15 protein-coding genes are annotated in these 19,613 nt (G+C 64.6%); 10 read left to right on the forward strand and 5 right to left on the reverse strand.

The window, feature by feature from the left end:
* Positions 1 to 54: 54 nt before the first annotated feature.
* Positions 55 to 819, forward strand: coding sequence for a DeoR/GlpR family DNA-binding transcription regulator (locus ISG32_RS11945; protein WP_194771241.1), 765 nt, complete (start codon positions 55 to 57; stop codon positions 817 to 819).
* Here the strand turns inward: ISG32_RS11945 and ISG32_RS11950 are convergent.
* Positions 779 to 1,711, reverse strand: a complete 933-nt coding sequence (locus ISG32_RS11950) for a LysR family transcriptional regulator (protein ID WP_194771242.1) — start codon at positions 1,709 to 1,711, stop codon at positions 779 to 781. The two genes, ISG32_RS11945 and ISG32_RS11950, sit on opposite strands and share 41 nt — an antisense overlap.
* Before the next feature lie 197 nt (positions 1,712 to 1,908).
* Here ISG32_RS11950 and gcl point away from each other — a divergent pair, with 197 nt between their 5' ends.
* From gcl to ISG32_RS11970, 4 genes are all read left to right on the forward strand, one after another.
* Positions 1,909 to 3,699 (forward strand): glyoxylate carboligase, encoded by a 1,791-nt coding sequence (gene gcl, locus ISG32_RS11955; RefSeq protein WP_194771243.1) that lies wholly within the window; start codon positions 1,909 to 1,911, stop codon positions 3,697 to 3,699.
* Between the two features lie 42 nt (positions 3,700 to 3,741).
* Positions 3,742 to 4,521 (forward strand): hydroxypyruvate isomerase, encoded by a 780-nt coding sequence (gene hyi / locus ISG32_RS11960; protein WP_194771244.1) that lies wholly within the window; start codon positions 3,742 to 3,744, stop codon positions 4,519 to 4,521.
* Between the two features lie 76 nt (positions 4,522 to 4,597).
* Complete coding sequence (gene glxR / locus ISG32_RS11965; protein ID WP_194771245.1) at positions 4,598 to 5,500, forward strand: 2-hydroxy-3-oxopropionate reductase; 903 nt, start codon at positions 4,598 to 4,600, stop codon at positions 5,498 to 5,500.
* Complete coding sequence (locus tag ISG32_RS11970; protein ID WP_194771246.1) at positions 5,497 to 6,798, forward strand: glycerate kinase type-2 family protein; 1,302 nt, start codon at positions 5,497 to 5,499, stop codon at positions 6,796 to 6,798. The genes glxR and ISG32_RS11970 overlap by 4 nt, the downstream gene beginning before the upstream one ends.
* Before the next feature lie 692 nt (positions 6,799 to 7,490).
* Here the strand turns inward: ISG32_RS11970 and ISG32_RS11975 are convergent.
* Positions 7,491 to 9,152, reverse strand: coding sequence for an L-lactate permease (locus tag ISG32_RS11975; protein ID WP_194771247.1), 1,662 nt, complete (start codon positions 9,150 to 9,152; stop codon positions 7,491 to 7,493).
* 420 nt (positions 9,153 to 9,572) lie between these two features.
* Here ISG32_RS11975 and ISG32_RS11980 point away from each other — a divergent pair, with 420 nt between their 5' ends.
* Positions 9,573 to 10,592: a leucine-rich repeat domain-containing protein gene (locus ISG32_RS11980; protein ID WP_228529760.1), complete on the forward strand. Its 1,020-nt coding sequence runs from the start codon at positions 9,573 to 9,575 to the stop codon at positions 10,590 to 10,592.
* Positions 10,593 to 10,640: 48 nt separating this feature from the next.
* Entirely contained in the window at positions 10,641 to 10,778 is a 138-nt protein-coding gene (locus ISG32_RS27550; protein WP_228529761.1) for a hypothetical protein, read from the forward strand.
* A 2-nt stretch (positions 10,779 to 10,780) separates the two neighbouring features.
* Here the strand turns inward: ISG32_RS27550 and mnmA are convergent, their stop codons facing one another.
* Complete coding sequence (mnmA, locus tag ISG32_RS11985; protein WP_194771248.1) at positions 10,781 to 11,923, reverse strand: tRNA 2-thiouridine(34) synthase MnmA; 1,143 nt, start codon at positions 11,921 to 11,923, stop codon at positions 10,781 to 10,783.
* A 333-nt stretch (positions 11,924 to 12,256) separates the two neighbouring features.
* Here mnmA and ISG32_RS11990 point away from each other — a divergent pair, with 333 nt between their 5' ends.
* On the forward strand, positions 12,257 to 13,333 hold the full coding sequence (locus ISG32_RS11990) for a porin (RefSeq protein ID WP_228529762.1): 1,077 nt from the start codon (positions 12,257 to 12,259) through the stop codon (positions 13,331 to 13,333).
* A 66-nt stretch (positions 13,334 to 13,399) separates the two neighbouring features.
* On the opposite strand, the gene ISG32_RS11995 is transcribed toward ISG32_RS11990, so the two are convergent.
* A complete protein-coding gene (locus tag ISG32_RS11995) occupies positions 13,400 to 15,133 on the reverse strand; it encodes a J domain-containing protein (RefSeq protein WP_194771249.1) in 1,734 nt (577 codons plus the stop codon).
* Between the two features lie 5 nt (positions 15,134 to 15,138).
* Positions 15,139 to 16,857: a molecular chaperone HscC gene (locus ISG32_RS12000; RefSeq protein WP_194771250.1), complete on the reverse strand. Its 1,719-nt coding sequence runs from the start codon at positions 16,855 to 16,857 to the stop codon at positions 15,139 to 15,141.
* 206 nt (positions 16,858 to 17,063) lie between these two features.
* On the opposite strand from ISG32_RS12000, the gene ISG32_RS12005 reads away from it, so the two are divergent.
* Together ISG32_RS12005 and ISG32_RS12010 are read left to right on the forward strand one after the other, a co-directional pair.
* On the forward strand, positions 17,064 to 17,999 hold the full coding sequence (locus ISG32_RS12005) for a LysR family transcriptional regulator (protein WP_194771251.1): 936 nt from the start codon (positions 17,064 to 17,066) through the stop codon (positions 17,997 to 17,999).
* A gap of 135 nt (positions 18,000 to 18,134) precedes the next feature.
* A complete protein-coding gene (locus ISG32_RS12010) occupies positions 18,135 to 19,598 on the forward strand; it encodes an amidase (protein ID WP_323745927.1) in 1,464 nt (487 codons plus the stop codon).
* The last annotated feature ends 15 nt before the right edge of the window (positions 19,599 to 19,613 follow it).

Genomic DNA, 19,613 nt, shown 5'->3' on the forward strand with positions numbered 1-19,613 from the left:
GCGCGGTAAGCTCTGCGCTTTCCTCCACTGCCCATTTCCAAGCATTCCAACGCCATGAAGGTCGCCAAACGCCGAGACGCCATTTTTGATGCCGTGCAGTCCGGCGCTGCCGATGTTGCAGCGCTGTGCACCAAATTCGATATTTCCGAAGCCACGGTGCGCCGCGATCTGCAGGCGCTGCAGCAGGACGGCAGGCTCTTGCGCGTCTACGGCGGTGCAGTGGCTGCCCCCATTCGCCACGAGCCCGAGGAGTCGCTGGAACTGCGCAAGTCGCACGACAGCGAAGGCAAGGCGCGAATCGCACACAGGGCCCTCGGCTTCATCGAACCCGGCGACACCCTCTTCATCGATGGAGGAACGACCACGGACGCCCTCGCACAGCAGCTCCCCAAGGACGATTCGATCCGCGTCATCACCAACAACCTGCTCGCGCTGCAGACGCTGTCGGCACGCGGCATTGCCGTGACGCTGATCGGCGGCGAGCTGCGCGCGGGCAGCATGAGCGTGTACGGGTCGCTCGCCGACATGGCGCTGGAGCGCCTCACCTTTGACAAGGTGTTCAGCAGCGCCGACGGCATCGATGCCGAGTTCGGCGTGTGCGAAGGGTCCATCGAGCAGGCATGGTTCAAGGACAAGCTGTTTCGTCGCACGCGCGAGGTCTACATGCTGGCGACGACCGAAAAGCTGGGCCGCAAATCGCAGATGAACTGGTCACCCATTCATCGCCCGTGGACACTGATCACCGACGCCGCGCCCGAAAGCCACCCACTGCTGGCGTTCAGGAACCACCCGTTTGTTTCGGTGGTGACTGCAGCTTGAACCATTCGCCCTGAAACTGCCCCTTGAGCCACACCACCAGCTCCTGCACCTTCGCAGGCACGAGGCGCGGCGAGGGGTAGACGGCGTGCATCTCCTGGCTCGGCAGACTCCAGGCGTCGAGAATCGCCACCAGCTCGCCGGTGCGGAGTCCGTCGTTGGCCACATAGAGCGGCAGCACGGCCACGCCGAAGCCGTCGCGGGCGGCGGCGAGCAGGGCCGAGAGATTGTTCGAGCGCAGCCTGCCGTTCACCGCGATCGCCTGCGTGGGCTCATGTGCGGCGCTGAAGTGCCAGATCGCGTCGCCCTGCACCGTGCTGTAGACCAGCGCGGCGTGTCGTGCGAGATCGGCGGGGGTCTCGGGCGTTCCGCGCTCGCGCAGGTAGTCGGGCGATGCCACCGCCACCCACGGACTCACGCCGAGGTAGGTGGCGCCCAGCGATGAATCGGCCAGGCGCCCCATGCGGATCGCCACGTCCACGCCCTGCTCCACCAGATTCACGTAGCGGTCTTCAAAGCTCAGGTCCACGTTGAGCAGCGGATGCGTGCGCATGAAGCCGCTCACCATCGGCGCGAGCACCCGACGGCCAAACGCGATGGAGGTGCTGATGCGCAGCACGCCCTGCACCTGCGACTGCATGAGCGAGGCGACGGAGCGCGCCTCCTCGTCGTGGTGGACGATGAGCTTGCACTTGTCGTAGTACAGCGTCCCCACCTCGGTGGGCGTGACGCCGTGCGTGGAGCGGTGCAAGAGGCGCGCGCCGAGTTCCTTTTCCATGCGCGCGATCTGCTTGGTCACCGCGGGCTGGCCAATGCCCAGCTCGGCTGCCGCGCGGCTGAACGAGCCCAGATCCACGACCCGCGTGAAGAGAAGAAGCGCTTGTATTCGGTCCATGTCTCGATTGGACGGGAAAACCGCCCCTTCAGCGTCACCGCAGCCCATTCCACCATGGAATAAGCGTCATGCAGCGTACCAGCATTCCCTTGTCGGCGTGAACACGGGACCATCCATCCAACCCGCGATTCATTCCACCGCGCATGCATCGCAGCGACTTTTCACCATCCACATTCACTCAATCCGCAGGAGACACCATGGCAAAGATGAAGGCCGCAATGGCCGCAGTGCTGGTAATGGAGAAAGAAGGCATCACCCAGGCGTTCGGCGTGCCCGGCGCGGCCATCAACCCGCTGTACTCCGCGCTGCGCGAACGCATGTCGATCGCCCATGTGCTGGCGCGCCATGTGGAAGGGGCATCGCACATGGCCGAGGGCTACACGCGGGCCAAGGCGGGAAACATCGGCGTGTGCATCGGCACGAGCGGTCCAGCGGGCACGGACATGATCACCGGCCTGTATTCCGCCAGCGCCGACAGCATTCCGATTCTGTGCATCACCGGCCAGGCGCCACGCGCGCGACTGTACAAGGAAGACTTCCAGGCCGTGGACATCGAGTCCATCGCCAAGCCGGTGACCAAGTGGGCCGTGACGGTGCGCGAGCCCGCGCAGGTGCCGCGCGTGCTGCAGCAGGCCTTTCATCTGATGCGCTCGGGCCGTCCCGGCCCGGTGCTGGTGGATCTGCCGTTTGATGTGCAGATGGCCGAGATCGAATTCGACATCGACACCTACGAACCCCTGCCCGTCTACAAGCCCGCTGCCACGCGCAAGCAGATCGAACGCGCGCTCGACATGCTCGCCGGCTCGAGCAAGCCGCTGATCGTGGCCGGTGGCGGCATCATCAACGCCGATGCCTCCGACCTGCTCGTGGAGCTGGCCGAGCTGACCGGCGTGCCGGTGATTCCCACGCTCATGGGCTGGGGCACGATCCCCGACGACCATCCACTCATGGCAGGCATGTGCGGCCTGCAGACCAGCCACCGCTATGGCAACGCCAGCATGCTCGCGAGCGACTTCGTGCTGGGCATCGGCAACCGCTGGGCCAACCGGCACACCGGCTCGGTCGATGTCTACACCAAGGGCCGCACCTTCGTGCACGTGGACATCGAGCCCACGCAGATCGGGCGCGTGTTCAACCCCGATCTGGGCATCGTCTCCGACGCCAAGGCCGCGCTCGAGCTCTTCGTGCAGGTGGCGCGTGAGCGAAGGCAGCAAGGCCGGCTGCGTGACTTCCGCGACTGGGCCGCACGCTGCGGCGAGCGCAAGGTGCTGATGCAGCGCCGTACGGCCTACGACAACATGCCGATCAAGCCCCAGCGCGTGTATGCCGAGATGAACTCCGCCTTCGACAAGGACACCGTGTTCGTCTCCACCATCGGTCTGTCGCAGATCGCGGGCGCGCAGTTCCTGCATGTCTACGGACCTCGCCAATGGATCAACTGCGGCCAGGCCGGGCCGCTCGGCTGGACGATTCCGGCGGCACTCGGCGTGGTCGCTGCCGATCCGAACAAGATGGTGGTTGGCCTCTCGGGCGACTACGACTTCCAGTTCCTCATGGAAGAGCTGGCGGTCGGCGCGCAGTTCAATCTGCCCTATGTGCAGGTGCTGGTCAACAACAGCTACCTCGGCCTGATCCGCCAGTCGCAGCGCGGCTTCGACATGGACTACTGCGTGCAGCTCGCGTTCGAGAACGACAACGTGGCCGATCCCGACCTCAAGGGCTATGGCGTCGACCACGGCCAGGTGGTGCGCGGCCTCGGCTGCAAGGCGCTGCGCGTGACCGATCCGGCCCAGCTGCATGCCACCTTGCGCGAAGCGCAGACCATGGCCCGCGAGCACCGCGTGCCCGTCGTCGTCGAAGTGATTCTCGAGCGCGTCACCAACATCGCCATGGGCACCGAGATCGACAACATCATCGAATTCGAAGACATCGAATGCCGCCACCCGCAAGGCACGAAAGGCCTGGCGGAGGCGGGCCTGCTCGACTGAACTTCATCGCCACTCTTCCAACAGAAAACCAAGGAGCCAGCCATGCCCCGATTTGCCGCCAACCTCTCGATGCTGTTCACCGAAGTGCCGTTTCTCGACCGCTTCGAGCGCGCCGCACAGGCCGGATTTCAAGCCGTCGAGTTCATGTTCCCCTACGAATGGACCGCGAGAGAAATCCGCCAGCGCCTTGACGACAACGGCCTCACGCTCGTGCTGCACAACCTGCCTGCGGGTGACTGGAACGCAGGCGAGCGCGGCATCGCGTGCCAGCCCGACAAGGTGAGCGACTTCCGCGCGGGCGTGGCCAAGGCCATCGACTACGCGGGCGCGCTCGGCGTCAAGCAGCTCAACTGCCTGGCGGGCAAAGCCCCCGATGGCGTGGCCGCCGAAGCGCTGCGCACCACGTTTCTCGAAAACCTTCGCTTTGCTGCAGACCAGTTGCGTGGAGCGGGGCTGAATCTGCTGATCGAGCCCGTAAACATCCACGACATTCCCGGCTTCTACCTTCAGCGGCCCACGCAGGCCGTGGCACTGCTCGAGGCGCTCGATGCGTCCAATGCCTTTCTGCAGTACGACATCTATCACACCCAGCGCATGCAGGGCGAGCTCGCGAACACGCTCACCAAATACCTGCCACTGATCCGCCACGTGCAGATCGCCGACAACCCCGGCCGCAACGAACCAGGCACCGGCGAGATCCACTACCCCTACCTGTTCGCGCTGCTCGACCGCATCGGCTACGCCGGCTGGGTGGGCTGCGAATACAAGCCCGCGACGACGACGGAAGCCGGCCTCGGATGGCTGCAGGCGCTCGTCGAGTGAACGGACACGCAAACAAGCCCCCCAAACAACGACAACGACAACGACAACGACAACGACAGCGACAAGGACACGTCACATGACCACCACACCACTCAAGATCGGATTCGTCGGCCTCGGCATCATGGGTGCGCCCATGGCCACGCAGCTCATCAAGGCGGGCCACCAGCTCTATGTCTACACGCGCGGCAAGATCCCCGATCACATCGCCGAATCCAGCGCCACCAAGTGCACCAACGCGCGCGGCGTGGCCGAGCGCGCCGACATCATCTTCACCATGCTGCCCGACACGCCCGACGTGGAGACCGTACTGTTCGCCGAGTACGGCATCGCCGCCGGTCTCACCAAGGGCAAGACCGTGGTCGACATGAGCTCGATCTCGCCCATCGCCACCAAGGACTTCGCCAGACGCATCAACGCGCTCGGCTGCGATTACCTCGACGCGCCGGTCTCCGGCGGCGAAGTGGGTGCGAAGAACGCCACGCTGTCCATCATGGTCGGCGGCGACGAGGCGGTGTTCGCCCGCGTGAAGCCGCTCTTCGACGCCATGGGCAAGAACATCACGCTGGTCGGCGGCAACGGCGACGGCCAGACCGCCAAGGTGGCCAACCAGATCATCGTCGCGCTCAACATCGAGGCCGTCGGCGAGGCCCTGCTGTTCGCCTCGCGTGCGGGAGCCGATCCGGCGCGCGTGCGCCAGGCGCTGATGGGCGGCTTCGCGTCGAGCAAGATTCTCGAGGTGCATGGCGAGCGCATGATCAAACGCACGTTCGACCCGGGCTTTCGCATCGAGCTGCACCAGAAGGACCTGAACCTCGCGCTCGCCAGCGCCCGCAGCCTCGGCGTCTCGCTGCCCAACACCGCCATCGCGCAGCAGCTGTTCAGCACCTGCGTCTCATACGGCGGCAAGGCCTGGGATCACTCCGGCATGGTGCGCGCACTCGAGAAAATGGCCAACTTCGAGATTGGCCAGAAACCATGAGTCCTGCACGCACCGCGCCGCAGTCCATCCCGCCGACTGCACTGCTGCGCCGCATGTTCGACGCGGCCGTCGCCAGTGCACAACCGGCGCTGTGCGTGCCTCCGCATCTGCCCTCCGCCCACGAAATGCATGAGGGTGGCCGCCTCATCGTGATCGGCGCGGGCAAGGCTTCCGCCGCCATGGCAGAGGCCGTCGAAGCCCACTGGCAAGGCCCACTCGAAGGCCTCGTCGTCACCCGCTACGGTTACGGCGCACCCTGCCGACGCATCGAGATCGCCGAAGCCGCGCACCCCGTGCCCGATGCCGCAGGTCTTCGCGCCGCCGAACGCATGCTCGCCCTCGTCAGCGGCCTCGGCCCCAAAGACACCGTGCTGTGCCTCATCAGCGGCGGCGGCTCGGCACTGCTGCCTTTGCCGCTCACAGGCATCACGCTTGCCGACAAGCAACGCATCAACCAGTCCTTGCTGACAAGCGGCGCCACGATCAGCGAAATGAACTGCGTGCGCCGCCACCTCTCCGCCATCAAAGGCGGCCGCCTCGCCGCCGCCTGCCACCCCGCACGCGTGATCACCCTGCTGCTCTCGGACGTGCCCGGCGACGACCCCATGAACATCGCCTCCGGCCCGACCGTCGCCGACCCCACCACCTGCGCCGACGCCCTGGCCATCGTCCAGCGATACGACATCGCCCTGCCCGACGCGGCACGGCAACTGCTGCTGCAAGCCAACGCGGCCGAATCCATCAAACCCTGCGATTCGCGCCTGGCACGCAGCGAAACCCGCATGACCGCCACGCCCCAAATGGCGCTGGAAGCCGCCGCCGAGGTGGCCCGCGCCGCGGGCTACGCCGCCCACATCCTCGGCGACGCCTTGGAAGGCGAAGCACGCGACGTAGGCAAGACACTGGCAGGCATCGCACTGCAGGTGGCGCAACGCGCGCAACCCTTCGCCCCGCCCTGCGTGCTGCTCTCGGGCGGCGAAACGACAGTCACCCTGCGCGGCAAAGGCCGAGGCGGCCGCAACGTCGAATGCCTCCTCTCCGCCCTGCTCACCCTGCGCGGCAACCCGCACGTCCACGCGCTCATGGCAGACACCGATGGGGTGGATGGCGCGGAAGAAATTGCAGGCGCGATCATCACGCCGGGGACGTTGGAGCGGGCTTGGGGGAAGGGGTTGAACCCCGCCGAAGAATTGGCCGACAACAATGGGCACGGCTTTTTTCAGGCGCTTGGTGCGTCGGTCGTCACTGGGCCGACACGCACCAATGTGAATGACTTTCGGGCGTTTCTTATTACCTAGGCGGTCGGCTCTTTCTCTCTTTTTTTCTCTCTTTCGCGCTTGCGGGAGTGGGGGACTGCGGTGTTGGCCTTGGCGTTTTTTTGTTGCTGCTGGGGCGTTGCTTGCAGAGGCCGGGACTGCCCCCGGCGGGGCAGTAACTTTTTGGTCTTGCCCAAAAAGTCACCAAAAATGCGCTTTTCAATACCCGCGGCAGAACTCGCTTTGCGCTGCGCGCGCCGCTCGGGCAACCGCCGCGAGCTAGAGTTTTCATAAGAGGAATGTGCGGCACATCGCTTCGCTCGTGCTGCATCTCGCGACTTCGCGAGATGCTGGGGCGCCAGCGCTGCGCGATTTTTGATTTGCTCGTTGGATCAACCTCGCTCAAAAGTGCAGTGGGCATGGGGCGCCCAACCCAACTTCATCGACACCCCGGCACGAGCGAAGCAAAGTGCCGCAACCACCTCTTCTAGACTGATTTCCGGCGGTTGTCCGAGCGGAGTGACGAAGGAACGCAGCGAGTTCCGCCGGAGGACTTCCAAGCGCGTTTTTGATTACTTTTTGCGCGCAAGCAAAAAGTGATTGCCCCGCCGGGGGCAGTCCCGGCCTCCGCAAACAACACCCCAGCAGACACACAAAAAACACAAAGGCCCCCTCTTCCAAAAAAAAGGAAGAGAGAGCCCCAAAGCACAGATCAGCGAATGATCAGCTCATCATCAATGCACCACCATCAAAGTAAACGGCCAGACATACGCCTGCATCGTCACATACAACCCGACCAGACAAGCCAGCGCAATCGAATGGAAGAACACATACCGCAAGATGTCCCCTTCACGATTGAACCACCGCGTGGCAGTGGACGCCACCACGATCGACTGCGCGTCGATCATCTTGCCCATCACGCCGCCCGAGCTGTTGGCCGCGCCCATCAGGTTGGGTGACAGACCGAGCTGATCCGCAGCGACCTTCTGCATGCCGCCGAACAGCACGTTCGATGCGGTGTCGGAGCCCGTGAGCGCCACGCCCAGCCAGCCCATCAGCGTGCCGAAGAACGGATACAGCACACCCGTGTTGGCGAAGGCCAGACCCAGTGTCGTGTCGGTGCCGGAGTAGCGCGTGAGCGTGCCCAGCGCCAGCATCAGCACGATGGTCAGCAGCGAGTAACGCACCAGCCAGATCGTCTTGAAGAAAGTGCGCACGATGGCGACCGGGTTGTACTTCATCAGGAAACCGCTGATCACGGCGGACAGCAGAATAGCGGTGCCGGTGGCGGACAGCAGATTCAGCACGTAGACCGCGCCCTCCTTGGTCGGCTTGGTGACGACGGGCGGAACCTTTTCGATCATGTTGTGCAGACCGGCCATCGGGAACGAAGGCGCGAACAGGCCATTGAGCCAGGCCTTCACCGACGGCAGGCCCCAGATGAACACGAAGACCGACAGGATCACCCATGGCGTCCAGGCGGCGATCAGCGCCTGCTTGCTGTGCTTGACCACGGGCTGCGGCGGCTTCACTTCCGAAGCGCTCACGTCCTTGCCGCGCAGCGATGCCGAGGTCCAGATCTTCTTGGGCTGCCAGACGCGCAGAAAGCCCACCAGACAGATCATCGAGACGATGGCCGCGATGATGTCCACCAGCTCGGGGCCAATGTAGTTGGAGACGAGGAATTGCGGAATCGCGAAGCTCACGCCCGCGACCAGGATCGCGGGCCAGATTTCCATCATGCCCTTGCGAGCGGCGAACGCCCAGATCAGCCAGAACGGCACCAGCACCGAGAAGAACGGCAGCTGACGGCCGATCATCGCGGTCACTTCCATCAGGTCGTAGCCGTGCACCTTGGCCAGCGTGATCACCGGCGTGCCGAGCGCGCCGAACGCGACCGGCGCGGTATTGGCGATCAGCGACAGGCCCGAGGCGGCCAGCGGCGAGAAGCCGAGGCCGATCAGAATCGCCGCCGTCACCGCCACGGGCGTGCCGAAACCGGCCGCGCCTTCAAAGAAAGCGCCGAAGCAGAACGCGATCAGCAGCAGCTGGATGCGGCGGTCTTCGGTGATGCCCGAGAGCGAGTCCTGCAGCACCTTGAAGCTGCCGTTCTGCTCGGTGAGCTGGTGCAGGAAAATGATGTTCAGCACGATCCAGCCGATCGGCAGCAGCCCGGTGAAACCACCGAACAGCGCCGCGCGCCCCGCCATTTCCGCAGGCATGCCGTAGGCAAACACCGCCACCAGCACCGCGGCGATCAGCCCCATGCCCGCGGCGATGTGCGCCTTGATGTGAAAGAAACCCAGCGCCGCGAGCATCACCACCACGGGTATCGCTGCGAGCAAAGTGGAGATCACCATGTTCCCCAACGGATCGTAGACCTGTTGCCAAATCATCTGTACGCCCCTTTTTAGACTGAAAAAAACAGCTGTTGTGAGTTGATTGCGTGAACTGACCGACGGCCCATGGTTGCGGGCGTCGCTGAGTTTCATGCAACTTTTTTTCTGTGCGTGAGCGGGCAAACCCGCCTTCAGCAGAGCGGGAGCGAGTCTAGGGAGGCGTCAAGTGCGCAACCATCGGAAGGAACACGGAGAAAACGAGAATGCAACACCCCGCTACAGGGAGACCACCCTGCGGAATTCTTTTCAATTGACTGCCGAAATTTTCAAATGGAAGATGCGTGCACTTCCCCGCTGCGGCGCGCATCTACGCCGCATCCTCCCACTGCCCATCGCGTCCGCACTCCCCGGCACCACGATTTCCACGTGTCGATGCGGGCACTCTGAAACCCCATTCTCCTCAGGAGACCCCACAACATGTCCATCGTTATCAACGGGCAGGAGTGCGCGGACGGCCGCTTTCCCATCCATCTGACACCAGGACAAACTCACACTCTGGTGACCAGTCCGGGCATGGGCAGCTTGCAGATCGGCCCCGAAACGCTGGACCGCAAAGCCGACCTGTTCTTGCCTGCTGACGCCAAAGTCAACTGGAACTGCTTTGACCCGTTTGAAACCGGAGCACGCTCGCCATGGCCGCGCTTCATCTACTACACGGGCAACGACACGGGATTCTTTGACTGGTCGCGCCAAAGGCGGATCGAGGATCTTCGCTGGCGTCCACTGCTAGCCGCCGATACCGATGTGCACGTGCAAGGCGCGCAGATATCGAGCCTCACCCTCTGGATGAGCAGCGAATGCCAAGGAGGACTGCATCTTCATCTTGCGGATGACTGCAACATCTCAAGTCTTTCGCTGTGCGGACATCTCGGGCAGATCACCGTCACCGGTCGGCTGCCCAGCAAGCTGTTTCTCGGGCCCCAAACCAGAAAGCGCATGCAGGACAAGCCCCTTCAGATCCCGCCGATGCAAGCACTGGAAAGCTGCACGACCCAGCTGGAGATCAGCAACACCGCGGCCAGTCAGGCCATATCGCTGGATTGTCTGGCGCGCTTCCCGCAGTTGGAATCCCTGAACCTCCATGGCCGATACGCCGACCTGTCGCCATTGGCGCAATTGACGCGGCTCACCTCACTCGGGTTGAGCTTCATGCCCGAATTGCCTGGACTTCCCGATGTCCCGACATGGCCCGATCTCAACAGTCTGATTGCATACAACGTTGAGGAATCCACAGGCAAACGACTGAGAGCCCAGATCAAGTCCCGCGAAAAGCTGCGCCCATGGACTGGGCATGCCTCAGTCACCCAACTGCGCAAGCCCGAGTGGTGGGCCAAGGAATATGGGCGCCCGTTCGCAGGCTGGCCCACGGTGAGTGCCAAAAAAGCCAATGCTGCCTATGACCGTGCTCTTGAGCAGTTGAATGCGGCCAGAACCTAGGCCGCAGTACAGTACGCCATCACGGAGTTCACCAAGGTCTTCAATGCCATGCGCAATATTGAAACCGTCGAGCGCGATGATCTTGGCGACGCCGTCTGGCAGTTGGCGCAACAGGATTCAGTGAAGACATTGGGCGTGACCGAAGAGCTGGCGCAGGAGTGGTTCGACGTCGCGCGAGACTACTGATCTCAGGCCATCGCCGAAATCACACCGCCGCCCAGACACACATCGCCGTCATACAGCACGGCCGACTGGCCCGGCGTCACGGCCCATTGCGCGGCGGGGAAATGCAGGCTGAAGGTATCGCCCTCGGCCTGCACCACGTTGCAGTTGGCGTCCTGCTGGCGGTAGCGGGTCTTGGCGGCGCAGGCGCCAGTGGCGGGTGGGTGCCCTGCGACCCAGCTCGCGTCCTGGGCCTGCAGGTCGTGCGAGAGCAGCCAGGGGTGGTCGTGCCCCTGCACCACGCGCAGGGCGTTCTTTTCAAGATCCTTGCGCGCGACGAACCATGGCGAGTGATCGCCCGCTCCGCGCTGCGCGCCCTTTTCCTTCACCCCGCCGATGCCCAGGCCCTGGCGCTGACCGAGCGTGTAGAACGACAGCCCCACATGCTTGCCGAGCTTGCGGCCCCGGTCGTCCAGAATCGGGCCGGGTTCGTGCTTGATGTAGCGGTTCAGAAAATCGCGAAACGGCCGCTCGCCGATGAAGCAGATGCCGGTCGAGTCCTTCTTCTTGGCGTTCGGCAGGCCGATTTCCTCGGCGATGCGGCGTACCTCGGTCTTGTGCAGTTCGCCCACCGGAAACATCGACTTGGAGAGCTGCGCCTGATTCAACCTGTGCAGAAAATAGCTCTGGTCCTTGGACGGATCCAGCCCCTTGAGCAGCTCGAACAGCTGCGTGTCCGGGTTCTGGCGCACGCGCGCGTAGTGGCCGGTGGCGATCTTTTCGGCACCGAGGCGCATGGCGTGGTCGAGAAACGCCTTGAACTTGATCTCGGCATTGCACAGCACGTCGGGATTGGGCGTGCGGCCAGCCTGGTACTCGCGCAGAAACTCGGCGAACACGCGGTCCTTGTACTCGGCGGCGAAGTTCACATGCTCGATCTCGATGCCGATCACGTCGGCCACGGCTGCCGCGTCCACAAAATCGATGTTGGACGAGCAGAACTCGCTGTCGTCGTCATCTTCCCAGTTCTTCATGAAGATGCCGACCACCTCGTGCCCCTGCTTTTTCAGCAGGTGCGCGGTGACGGCCGAGTCCACGCCGCCCGACAGGCCGACGACGACGCGGTGCTTGGTGGAGGAAGTGGGGGAAGAGGAAGAAGCGCTGCTCATTGCCCGAATTGTATTTTTTTGCCCGCGCCCACGCGCGCCGCCGCTCCGCATACCCCTGTTGCATGACCGTTTCACATCGTGGCAACGGCCAAGGGGCAAAACAACAGTCACCGGAGAAAAATGCCCGATCCGCGAGTCGAAGGGTAAACTTCTTCCTATCCGACAAGCACTTGCGCATGATTTCCCAACTTTCTCCGCAAGTGTCTGCAACGGCAACGCCGCTGGGTCCGCGAACGGTCTTCGCGCATGATCCCGTCGGCCCCCAAGAATGAAATGAACGCCGGAGGCCAGCCCTGGCGGCCTCTCCCGCCCCCGACAACGGAGTCAGTTTTGTTGAAGAAAGAACTCGGCGCGCTCTGTGCCGCGCTCGCAGCCGCCACGCTGGCGATGCCGGCCGCCGCACAGCTCAAGGATTTCACGGTCTACGGCGTGATGGATCTCGGCGTGCGCCGCTCGTCCGGCCTCTCGGACACCCACCAGCCCACCGCCACCTCGCTCACCAGCATGAGCAACGGCATCGTCGACGCCAGCCGCTGGGGCGTGCGCGGCATCACCCCGCTGGGCGGCGGCGTGAACACCGTCTGGGAACTCGAATCGGGCATCAACGCCGACACCGGCACCCAAAGCCATGCCAGCAAGTATTTCGACCGCGCGAGCTGGATCGGCCTGCAGAACCAGAGCGAGACGCTCACCCTCGGCCGCCACAGCTCGCTGCTGGCCGACACGCTCTCGACCATCGACCCGCTGCAAAAGCGCTTTCCCGATTTCAACCCCAACGTCACCATCGGCGCGCTGAGCCAGCCGGGTCTCTCCAACCAATACGGCAACGGCGGCCTCGCGGGCAACGCGTACTGGCTCGACAACTCCGTCAAATACACCAGCCGCACCAACCACTTCCGGCTGAGCGCGATGTACGGCTTCGGCGAGCAGGCGGGCGACCGCAAGCCCCTGTCCTCCGGCGGCCTGCTGTTCAGCGTCGAAGACCGCGACATGATCATCTCCGGCGCCTACCAGACGTTCAAGGACAGCGAGAGCCGTGCGCTCAAGGCCTGGACCGTGGGCTCCTCCTACAAGTCCGGCACCGTGCGCTTCGCCGCCTCCGCCGCCCGCAGCGAGGCCGATCTGGGCAGCTCCCTGAGCACCATCCAGCGCGTGTACTCGCTCGGCGCGACCATGTCGACCACCACCAAGACCGACTGGACCCTCGCCTACTACAAGGTCACCCGCGAGCGCTCGCAATACGCGGACGACGGCTACAACCGCCTGATCGCGCTCTACGAATACAAGTTCTCCTACCGCACCAAGCTGTACGCGGAGTTCGACGTCACCAACTGGAACGACGGCTATCAGGGCGCAGGCAACAAGAGCCGCGCGACCGGGTTCGGCGTGGGGATGCAGTACCGGTTCTGACCGGCACCGCAGACCGACGCACGGCACACAGCGCGCGGAGAGCGCGCGTCCAGAACCCAAGCCGCGTCACGGCTGCTCGTAGGTCCGCAACTCCGGGAGCTTGGGCTGCGCGTGACGGCGCAGCGCGGCTTCGAGATCCTTGGTGACCTTGGACGTGTGATCCACCTGCGGCCTGCAGGGCGTGGATGCCGAAGTGCCGGGAGCGCATTCGATGGCGCCGAGCTCCGGTGGCAGCCTCCATTCGAAATCCCTGAGTGTCGCCTCCTGCACCAACGATTGCAGCGCAATCACAGGTCGCTCCGCACCGGGCCAGGCGTCCACGTGGTGCAGCAGCTTCCAGAAACCGGGCGAGTCGTTGCGTTCAATCTCCGCTACCCGATACCTGTCGCTGGCCATCACGATCTTGTCCCCTTGCGAAGCACCGGATGCGGTCTGCTCCTCGCACCAAGCCAGTTCATGAACGATGGCCTTTGCGGAAGGCAGATCGCCCACTTGCAGCCAATGGCTGCGCAGCATGAAATTTCGCAGTTCGGGACAATAGACCAAGGACGACTCAGGACGCACAAAGCCGAAGGCGCGGCCGTCGCGCAGATTCAACCGCAGATAGCGCGCGCCCAGACCGGACAGACTGGCCCAGCGAGAATCGCTTTTGCCCGACAGCGCATTGGCGATGCGCTGCGCCTGAGCCATGCCACGCATATCAGCCCCAGTGCCAATGGCGTGATCGGAGCTGCACTGCTCCAATTCCCAAAGCCCTTCCGCTGGCACATCGTGCCAGGCAGCAGCCCGGGGAATCGCCAATTTCTGCGCACAGGCTTGAAGGGTCTGCGCATTCTGCTTTTCTCTGGTGCGATCCGCGATCTGTTGAAACAAAAAAATCCCGGCGATCGCAAATATGCCAATCACGAGCAACCGCTTGGCGTACGCCCTGATCCACCACACGAGCTCCATCTTCGTCTGCCGGAACTTCTCCACCGCACGCCAAGGCGCGGGCAGCCGCCCCCAGGCCCCCGTCCAGCGGTGCACATGCTCCTCGGGCAGCCACCAGTCCAGAAAATTCTGCCATTGCACATAGAAGTGGCGCAGGTGCTCCGGCGTGAGCTGAAGCTCCCTCGCGACCTCGGGATCGGGCTCGCCAAGCAACGCCATCGCGATCTTCCGTTGCGATGGGCGAAGTGACTCCAGCGTGTCGAGAACGAACTCCAGCGACTCGACTCCGACGCCCTTGCGCCGCCAATCAAACAGGCTGTCCGCAGCCAACAGCAGCGCGCTGCGGCGAGCACCGAGAGCCTTCCCCGCGATCAAGCTTGCAAGCTGCCGCTCAAAAGACTCCCGGGCCTCCAGGTTCTCCAGCTCCGGATGCGCCAGAAGCCGCTTCAACTCATCCGTCGCGCCATCCACCTCCCACGGCTGAAAGCTCCATTGCGCCTCGCTCAAAATCCGCTCGGCAGCCGCGCCTGGAAACCGCATCACGAATACGCGAGGGTCAGGGTCAGGCCCCGGTTCGGGTTCGGACTCCGCTTGCGTCGAATCTTCGCGCCGCTCGCTCTCAGCCAAGGGTGCGGATGCCTGCGACGACTGAACCTGATCGGCATCGACCTCCTCATCCTCATCCTCATCCTCGTCTTCCGCATGGGAGCGCGCAATGGCCAGCGCCCGTTCGTATGCAGCCCTCAACGCCATGAAGGCCTGCGGCTCCTTCACCTGATCGATGCCCTTGAGCAGTCGCGCATAGGCGCGGCGCACGGTCCTTTCATCGGCGTCTTCGGGCAGCTCGAGCAATTCAAACGCATCGCGCATGGCGCTCACTCCCGGTCAAGAAGAAACGGCTCGGCATCGATGCGCGCGAGCAACTCCTCCAACTGCTTTCGAGGAGCTGCGATCTTGCGGTCGTCCTGCGTTTCCAGCGCCATTTCAAACGCGAGCATGGTGTTGGAGAGCAGCTCGCGCCAAGGCCCGAGCAGCTGCGTGTAATGGCGCTCGGCACGCGCGAGCAATGCGCGCACCTCCATGCGGTCACGTGGGTGCAGCTTGAGCGCCTTGAGCTTCTCGAGCCGCTTGCGCAGTTCGTCGGGCGACAGCCGCTCGGCATTCGACTCGATCACCAGCTGCCGCGCCGGACCCAACGTCTGCTCGTTGCGCAGCAGCACCGCCTCGACCTCCAGCAGACCGTTCGCATCGAGCGTGAAGCGCACATCGGCCACAACACCCTCGCAGCCGCCCTTGGGCAACTGCAGATGCAGTTCACCCAGGCGGATGTTGTCCTGCACGCGCCTGGCCTCGCCCTGGTAGACCTCGATGTCCAGCTGCTGCTGATCCGGCGACAGCGGATGGAAGCGCTCCACGCGGCTTGCAGGGATGATGGTGTTGCGCTCCAGCACCGGCGCCATGAAGCCGGTCTGCCGCTGCCCGCCGCCCAGATCCTTGGAGACATTCACCCCGAGCGTGTACGGACACACGTCGGTCATCACCCGCTCGGACAGCGCCGCGTCGCGCCCGCGCAGCGCCGCATGCACCGCCGCGCCCAGCGCCACGATGTGGTCCGGGTCCAGCCCCACCTGCGGAAACCGGCCGAACATGCGCGTGACCAGTTGGCGCACGGCCACGAGGCGCGTGCTGCCACCGGCAAGCACCACGGTATCCAGTTCCTGAGGCCGGATGCGCGAGTCGCGCAGCGCGCGCTCCACCGGCTGGCGCATGCGCTCAAGCAGCGGCTCCAGCACCTGGTCGAGATCGTGCGCGGTCCAGCATTTCGCATGAGACCCATCGCTCACGTCGAGCCGCATCTCGACGCTTTCCTGCGCCGCCAGCGCGCATTTGGCGAGCTCCGCCGCACGCATCAAACGCGCCTGCACCAGCGGCTGATGCGCAAGCTCGTCAGGCATCCGCGTGTCCTGCACGAAGCGTCGCACCATCAGCTCGTCCACATCCTCGCCACCCAGACGGTTGTCCCCCGCCGTGGCGCGCACTTCCATCACGCCTTCAAACAGCTCCAGCACCGATACGTCAAAGGTTCCGCCGCCGAGGTCAAAAACGAGAAAACGCCCTGCGTCCTGATGCAGTCCGTAAGCCAGCGCCGCAGCCGTCGGCTCGTTGAGCAGAGTGACGCCGGTGAACCCCGCCAGCGTGCCCGCGGCACGCGTGGCCTGGCGCTGCGCGTCCGAAAAATACGCCGGCACGGTGATCACCACCTCGGTGACGGGCTGGCCCAGATCGGCCTCCGCATCGGCCTTGAGCGAGCGCAGCACCAGCGCCGACAGCTCCTCGGCCCGCATTGCGTGCTGGCCGAGCCTGAAGACCCGCGCCGTGCCCATGTCGCGCTTGAAGACTGCAGCGCTCAGCTGCGGATGGCTCTGCAGCCGCTCCCTCGCAGCCGCACCCACCAGAAAGCTGCCGTCCTTGTCCACGCTGACCACCGACGGCGTCAGCACCTCCCCCAGTGCATTCGGCACCAGCCGCGCCTTGCCGTCCTGCCACACGGCCACGAGACTGTGCGTCGTGCCCAGATCAACCCCTACAAACATCGGTCACTCCCTCGTGCTGCCCGCACCGGTTCGGTCTGTTCAATGATCAAGCGCACAGATTACCCGAAGCCGACCTCCAGCCTAGGCCCCAGTCCCGCCCCCGGGCGGGCACGGTCCTGCAGATCGGGAGCCGCGTTGGTTTACGATCCAGCCTTGTCCAACAGGCGAGCGGCCCGCTTGCGCTTGCACTCTCGCCTCCGATCTCCATGGAACTGCGCCAACTCCGCTACTTCGTCCGCATCGTCGAACTCGGCTCGATGGGCCGGGCCGCGCTCGATCTGGGCATGGTGCAGTCCGCTTTGAGCCAGCAGATCAGCCGTCTGGAAAGCGAGCTTGCCACCCGCCTCCTGCAGCGCACCAGCAAGGGCGCCGTGCCCACCGAGGCCGGTCTCGCGTTCTTTCACGAGGCCCAGCTCACGCTGCGCCACGCAGACCAGGCCATCCTCGCCGCGCAGCAGGCGCGGCTGTCGGGCGCGGTAAGCGTGGGCCTGTCGCCCACCATCGCCTCGGTGCTCGGCCTGCCGCTGATGCGCGCGATGCGCGAGCGCTACCCCGACGTGCGCCTGCACATGGTCTCCGCGCTGTCGGGCCATCTCTCGAGCCTGCTCAACGCGCGCCAGCTCGATCTGGCCATCCTCTTCGACACCAACGCCGCGCGCCGCTGGAGCGTGACGCCGCTGCTCGAGGAACGCCTGTTCCTGATCCAGTCCCGCCGCCATCCGCTGTGGCCGCTCACCGAAAAAATGAAACTCGTGCAGCTTCAGGAAAAGCCGCTGATCCTGCCCTCGGGCAGCCACGGCCTGCGCAGCTCCGTCGTCACCGCCTGCGCCCAGGCGGGCTTCCAGCCCCAGCTCGCGATGGAGATCGACTCGCTCACCATGCTCATGGAAGCCGTGGACGCGGGCCTTGGCGCCACCGTCCAGCCCTGGTCCGCCGTCAATCCGTACGAGGACGCGGCAGAGCGTTTCTGGTGGTCCGAGATCGACGACGAGCGCGTGCGCCGCCACGCCCTGCTGTGCAGTCTGTCGGACGACGAGCTCTCCCCCGCAGCCCTCGCGGCGCGGGTGGTGCTGACGGACTGCGCAAAGCAGCTGGTGCAGTCGGGGAAGTGGATCGGGGCGCGCTGGGCGGCGGCCGAATAGTCGCGCACGTACGCAGTTTCGCTTATCCCCTGAGGGCGCGAGACGAAGAATTGCCAACGATAATCCGCCCAAAAGGAGACAACGCAGGCCCGTGGCGACCGCCACCCACGAAGGCATGCGCAGCGGACTACGCACGTGCGAGCATCAGAACTTGAATCATCCCGCCACAGCGAACTGTGGAAATGGTCAGCCACCGATCTGGCGACCGCCATCCGCCACCGGCAGCTGTCCCCCGTCGAAGTCACGGAAAGCGTGCTGCAACGCATCACCGAACTGCAGCCGACGCTCAACTGTTTCATCACCGTCTGCGCGGAACGCGCGCTGCAGGAGGCCCGCGTCGCCGAAGCGGCGCTGATGAGCGGCGACGCGCCACTGGGCGCGCTGCACGGCGTGCCGTTCTCGGTGAAGGACATCGTCAACACGGAAGGCGTGCCGACCACGTTCGGCGCGCTGCCGATGCGAGCCAACGTTCCCGCACAGGATGCGGTGTCGGTGGCGCGCCTGCGCATGGCGGGCGGCATTCTCGTCGGCAAGACCACCACGCCCGAATTCGGCTCCAAGGGCTTCACCGACTCCCCCCTGTTCGGCGTGACGCGCAATGCCTGGAGCGCGCACCACACCAGCGGCGGCAGCAGCGGCGGTGCGGCCGTCGCCGTGGCGGCGGGCATGGCGCCACTGGCCGTGGCCACCGATGGCGGTGGTTCCACGCGCATTCCCGCGGCCTGCAATGGCGTGGTCGGCATCAAGCAGACCATCGGCGTGGTGCCGCACAGCCAGGCGCAGGACCTCTTCGGCAACCAGACCTACGTGACACCCACCACCCGCAACGTGCGCGATACCGCGCTGATGCTGGATGTGATGTCCGGAGCACACGCCTGCGATCCCTGGTCCCAGGGGCGCGCCGCCACCGCCTGCCTGCCAGCGCTGCAGAACCTGCCCCCGGATTTGAAGGGCCGTCGCTTTCGCTACAACCTGGCCCCCGAGGGACAACGCGCGTCAGCGGAGGTCGAACAGCGATTCATGCAGGTGCTCGATCTCATCCGATCGCTGGGCGCCAGCGTCGAGCCCTTTGACGCGCAGTTGAAGATCGAGCCCATCTGGCGCACCGTCAACCACACCGTCTGGCGCGCGCGCTTCTCGCAGCTGGTGGCGCAGCACCGCGATGAGCTGAGCGCCACATTCGTGCGCCAGATCGAAAGCGCCGCGCACTACAGCGCCATCGACTACCAGAACGCCATGTTCGCGCGCTCACGCCTGTTCCAGACCGTTCAGTCGTGGTTCGAGCATTGCGACTTCGTGCTGACCCCGACGCTCTCGCGCACCGCGCTGCCGCTGGGCACGGACATCTTCGACACCATGGAGATCGACGGCACGGAACTGGAAGACATCCGCGCGAACTGGTATCCATGGACCATGCCGTTCAACATGACGGGACACCCCGCCATCAGCATTCCCTGTGGATTCGGCGAGCACCGCCTGCCGATGGGACTGCAGATCGTGGCACCGATGTTCGCGGACACGGCCATGCTGCAGACCGCCGCGCAACTCGAAGCGGCCCTGGGTCTTCTCGACGCACGACCCGCCTGCGACTCTCTTTGAACCTCCAACAATGAT

The sequence above is a fragment of the Diaphorobacter caeni genome, from assembly GCF_015354245.1.
Taxonomy (GTDB): domain Bacteria; phylum Pseudomonadota; class Gammaproteobacteria; order Burkholderiales; family Burkholderiaceae_C; genus Diaphorobacter_A; species Diaphorobacter_A caeni.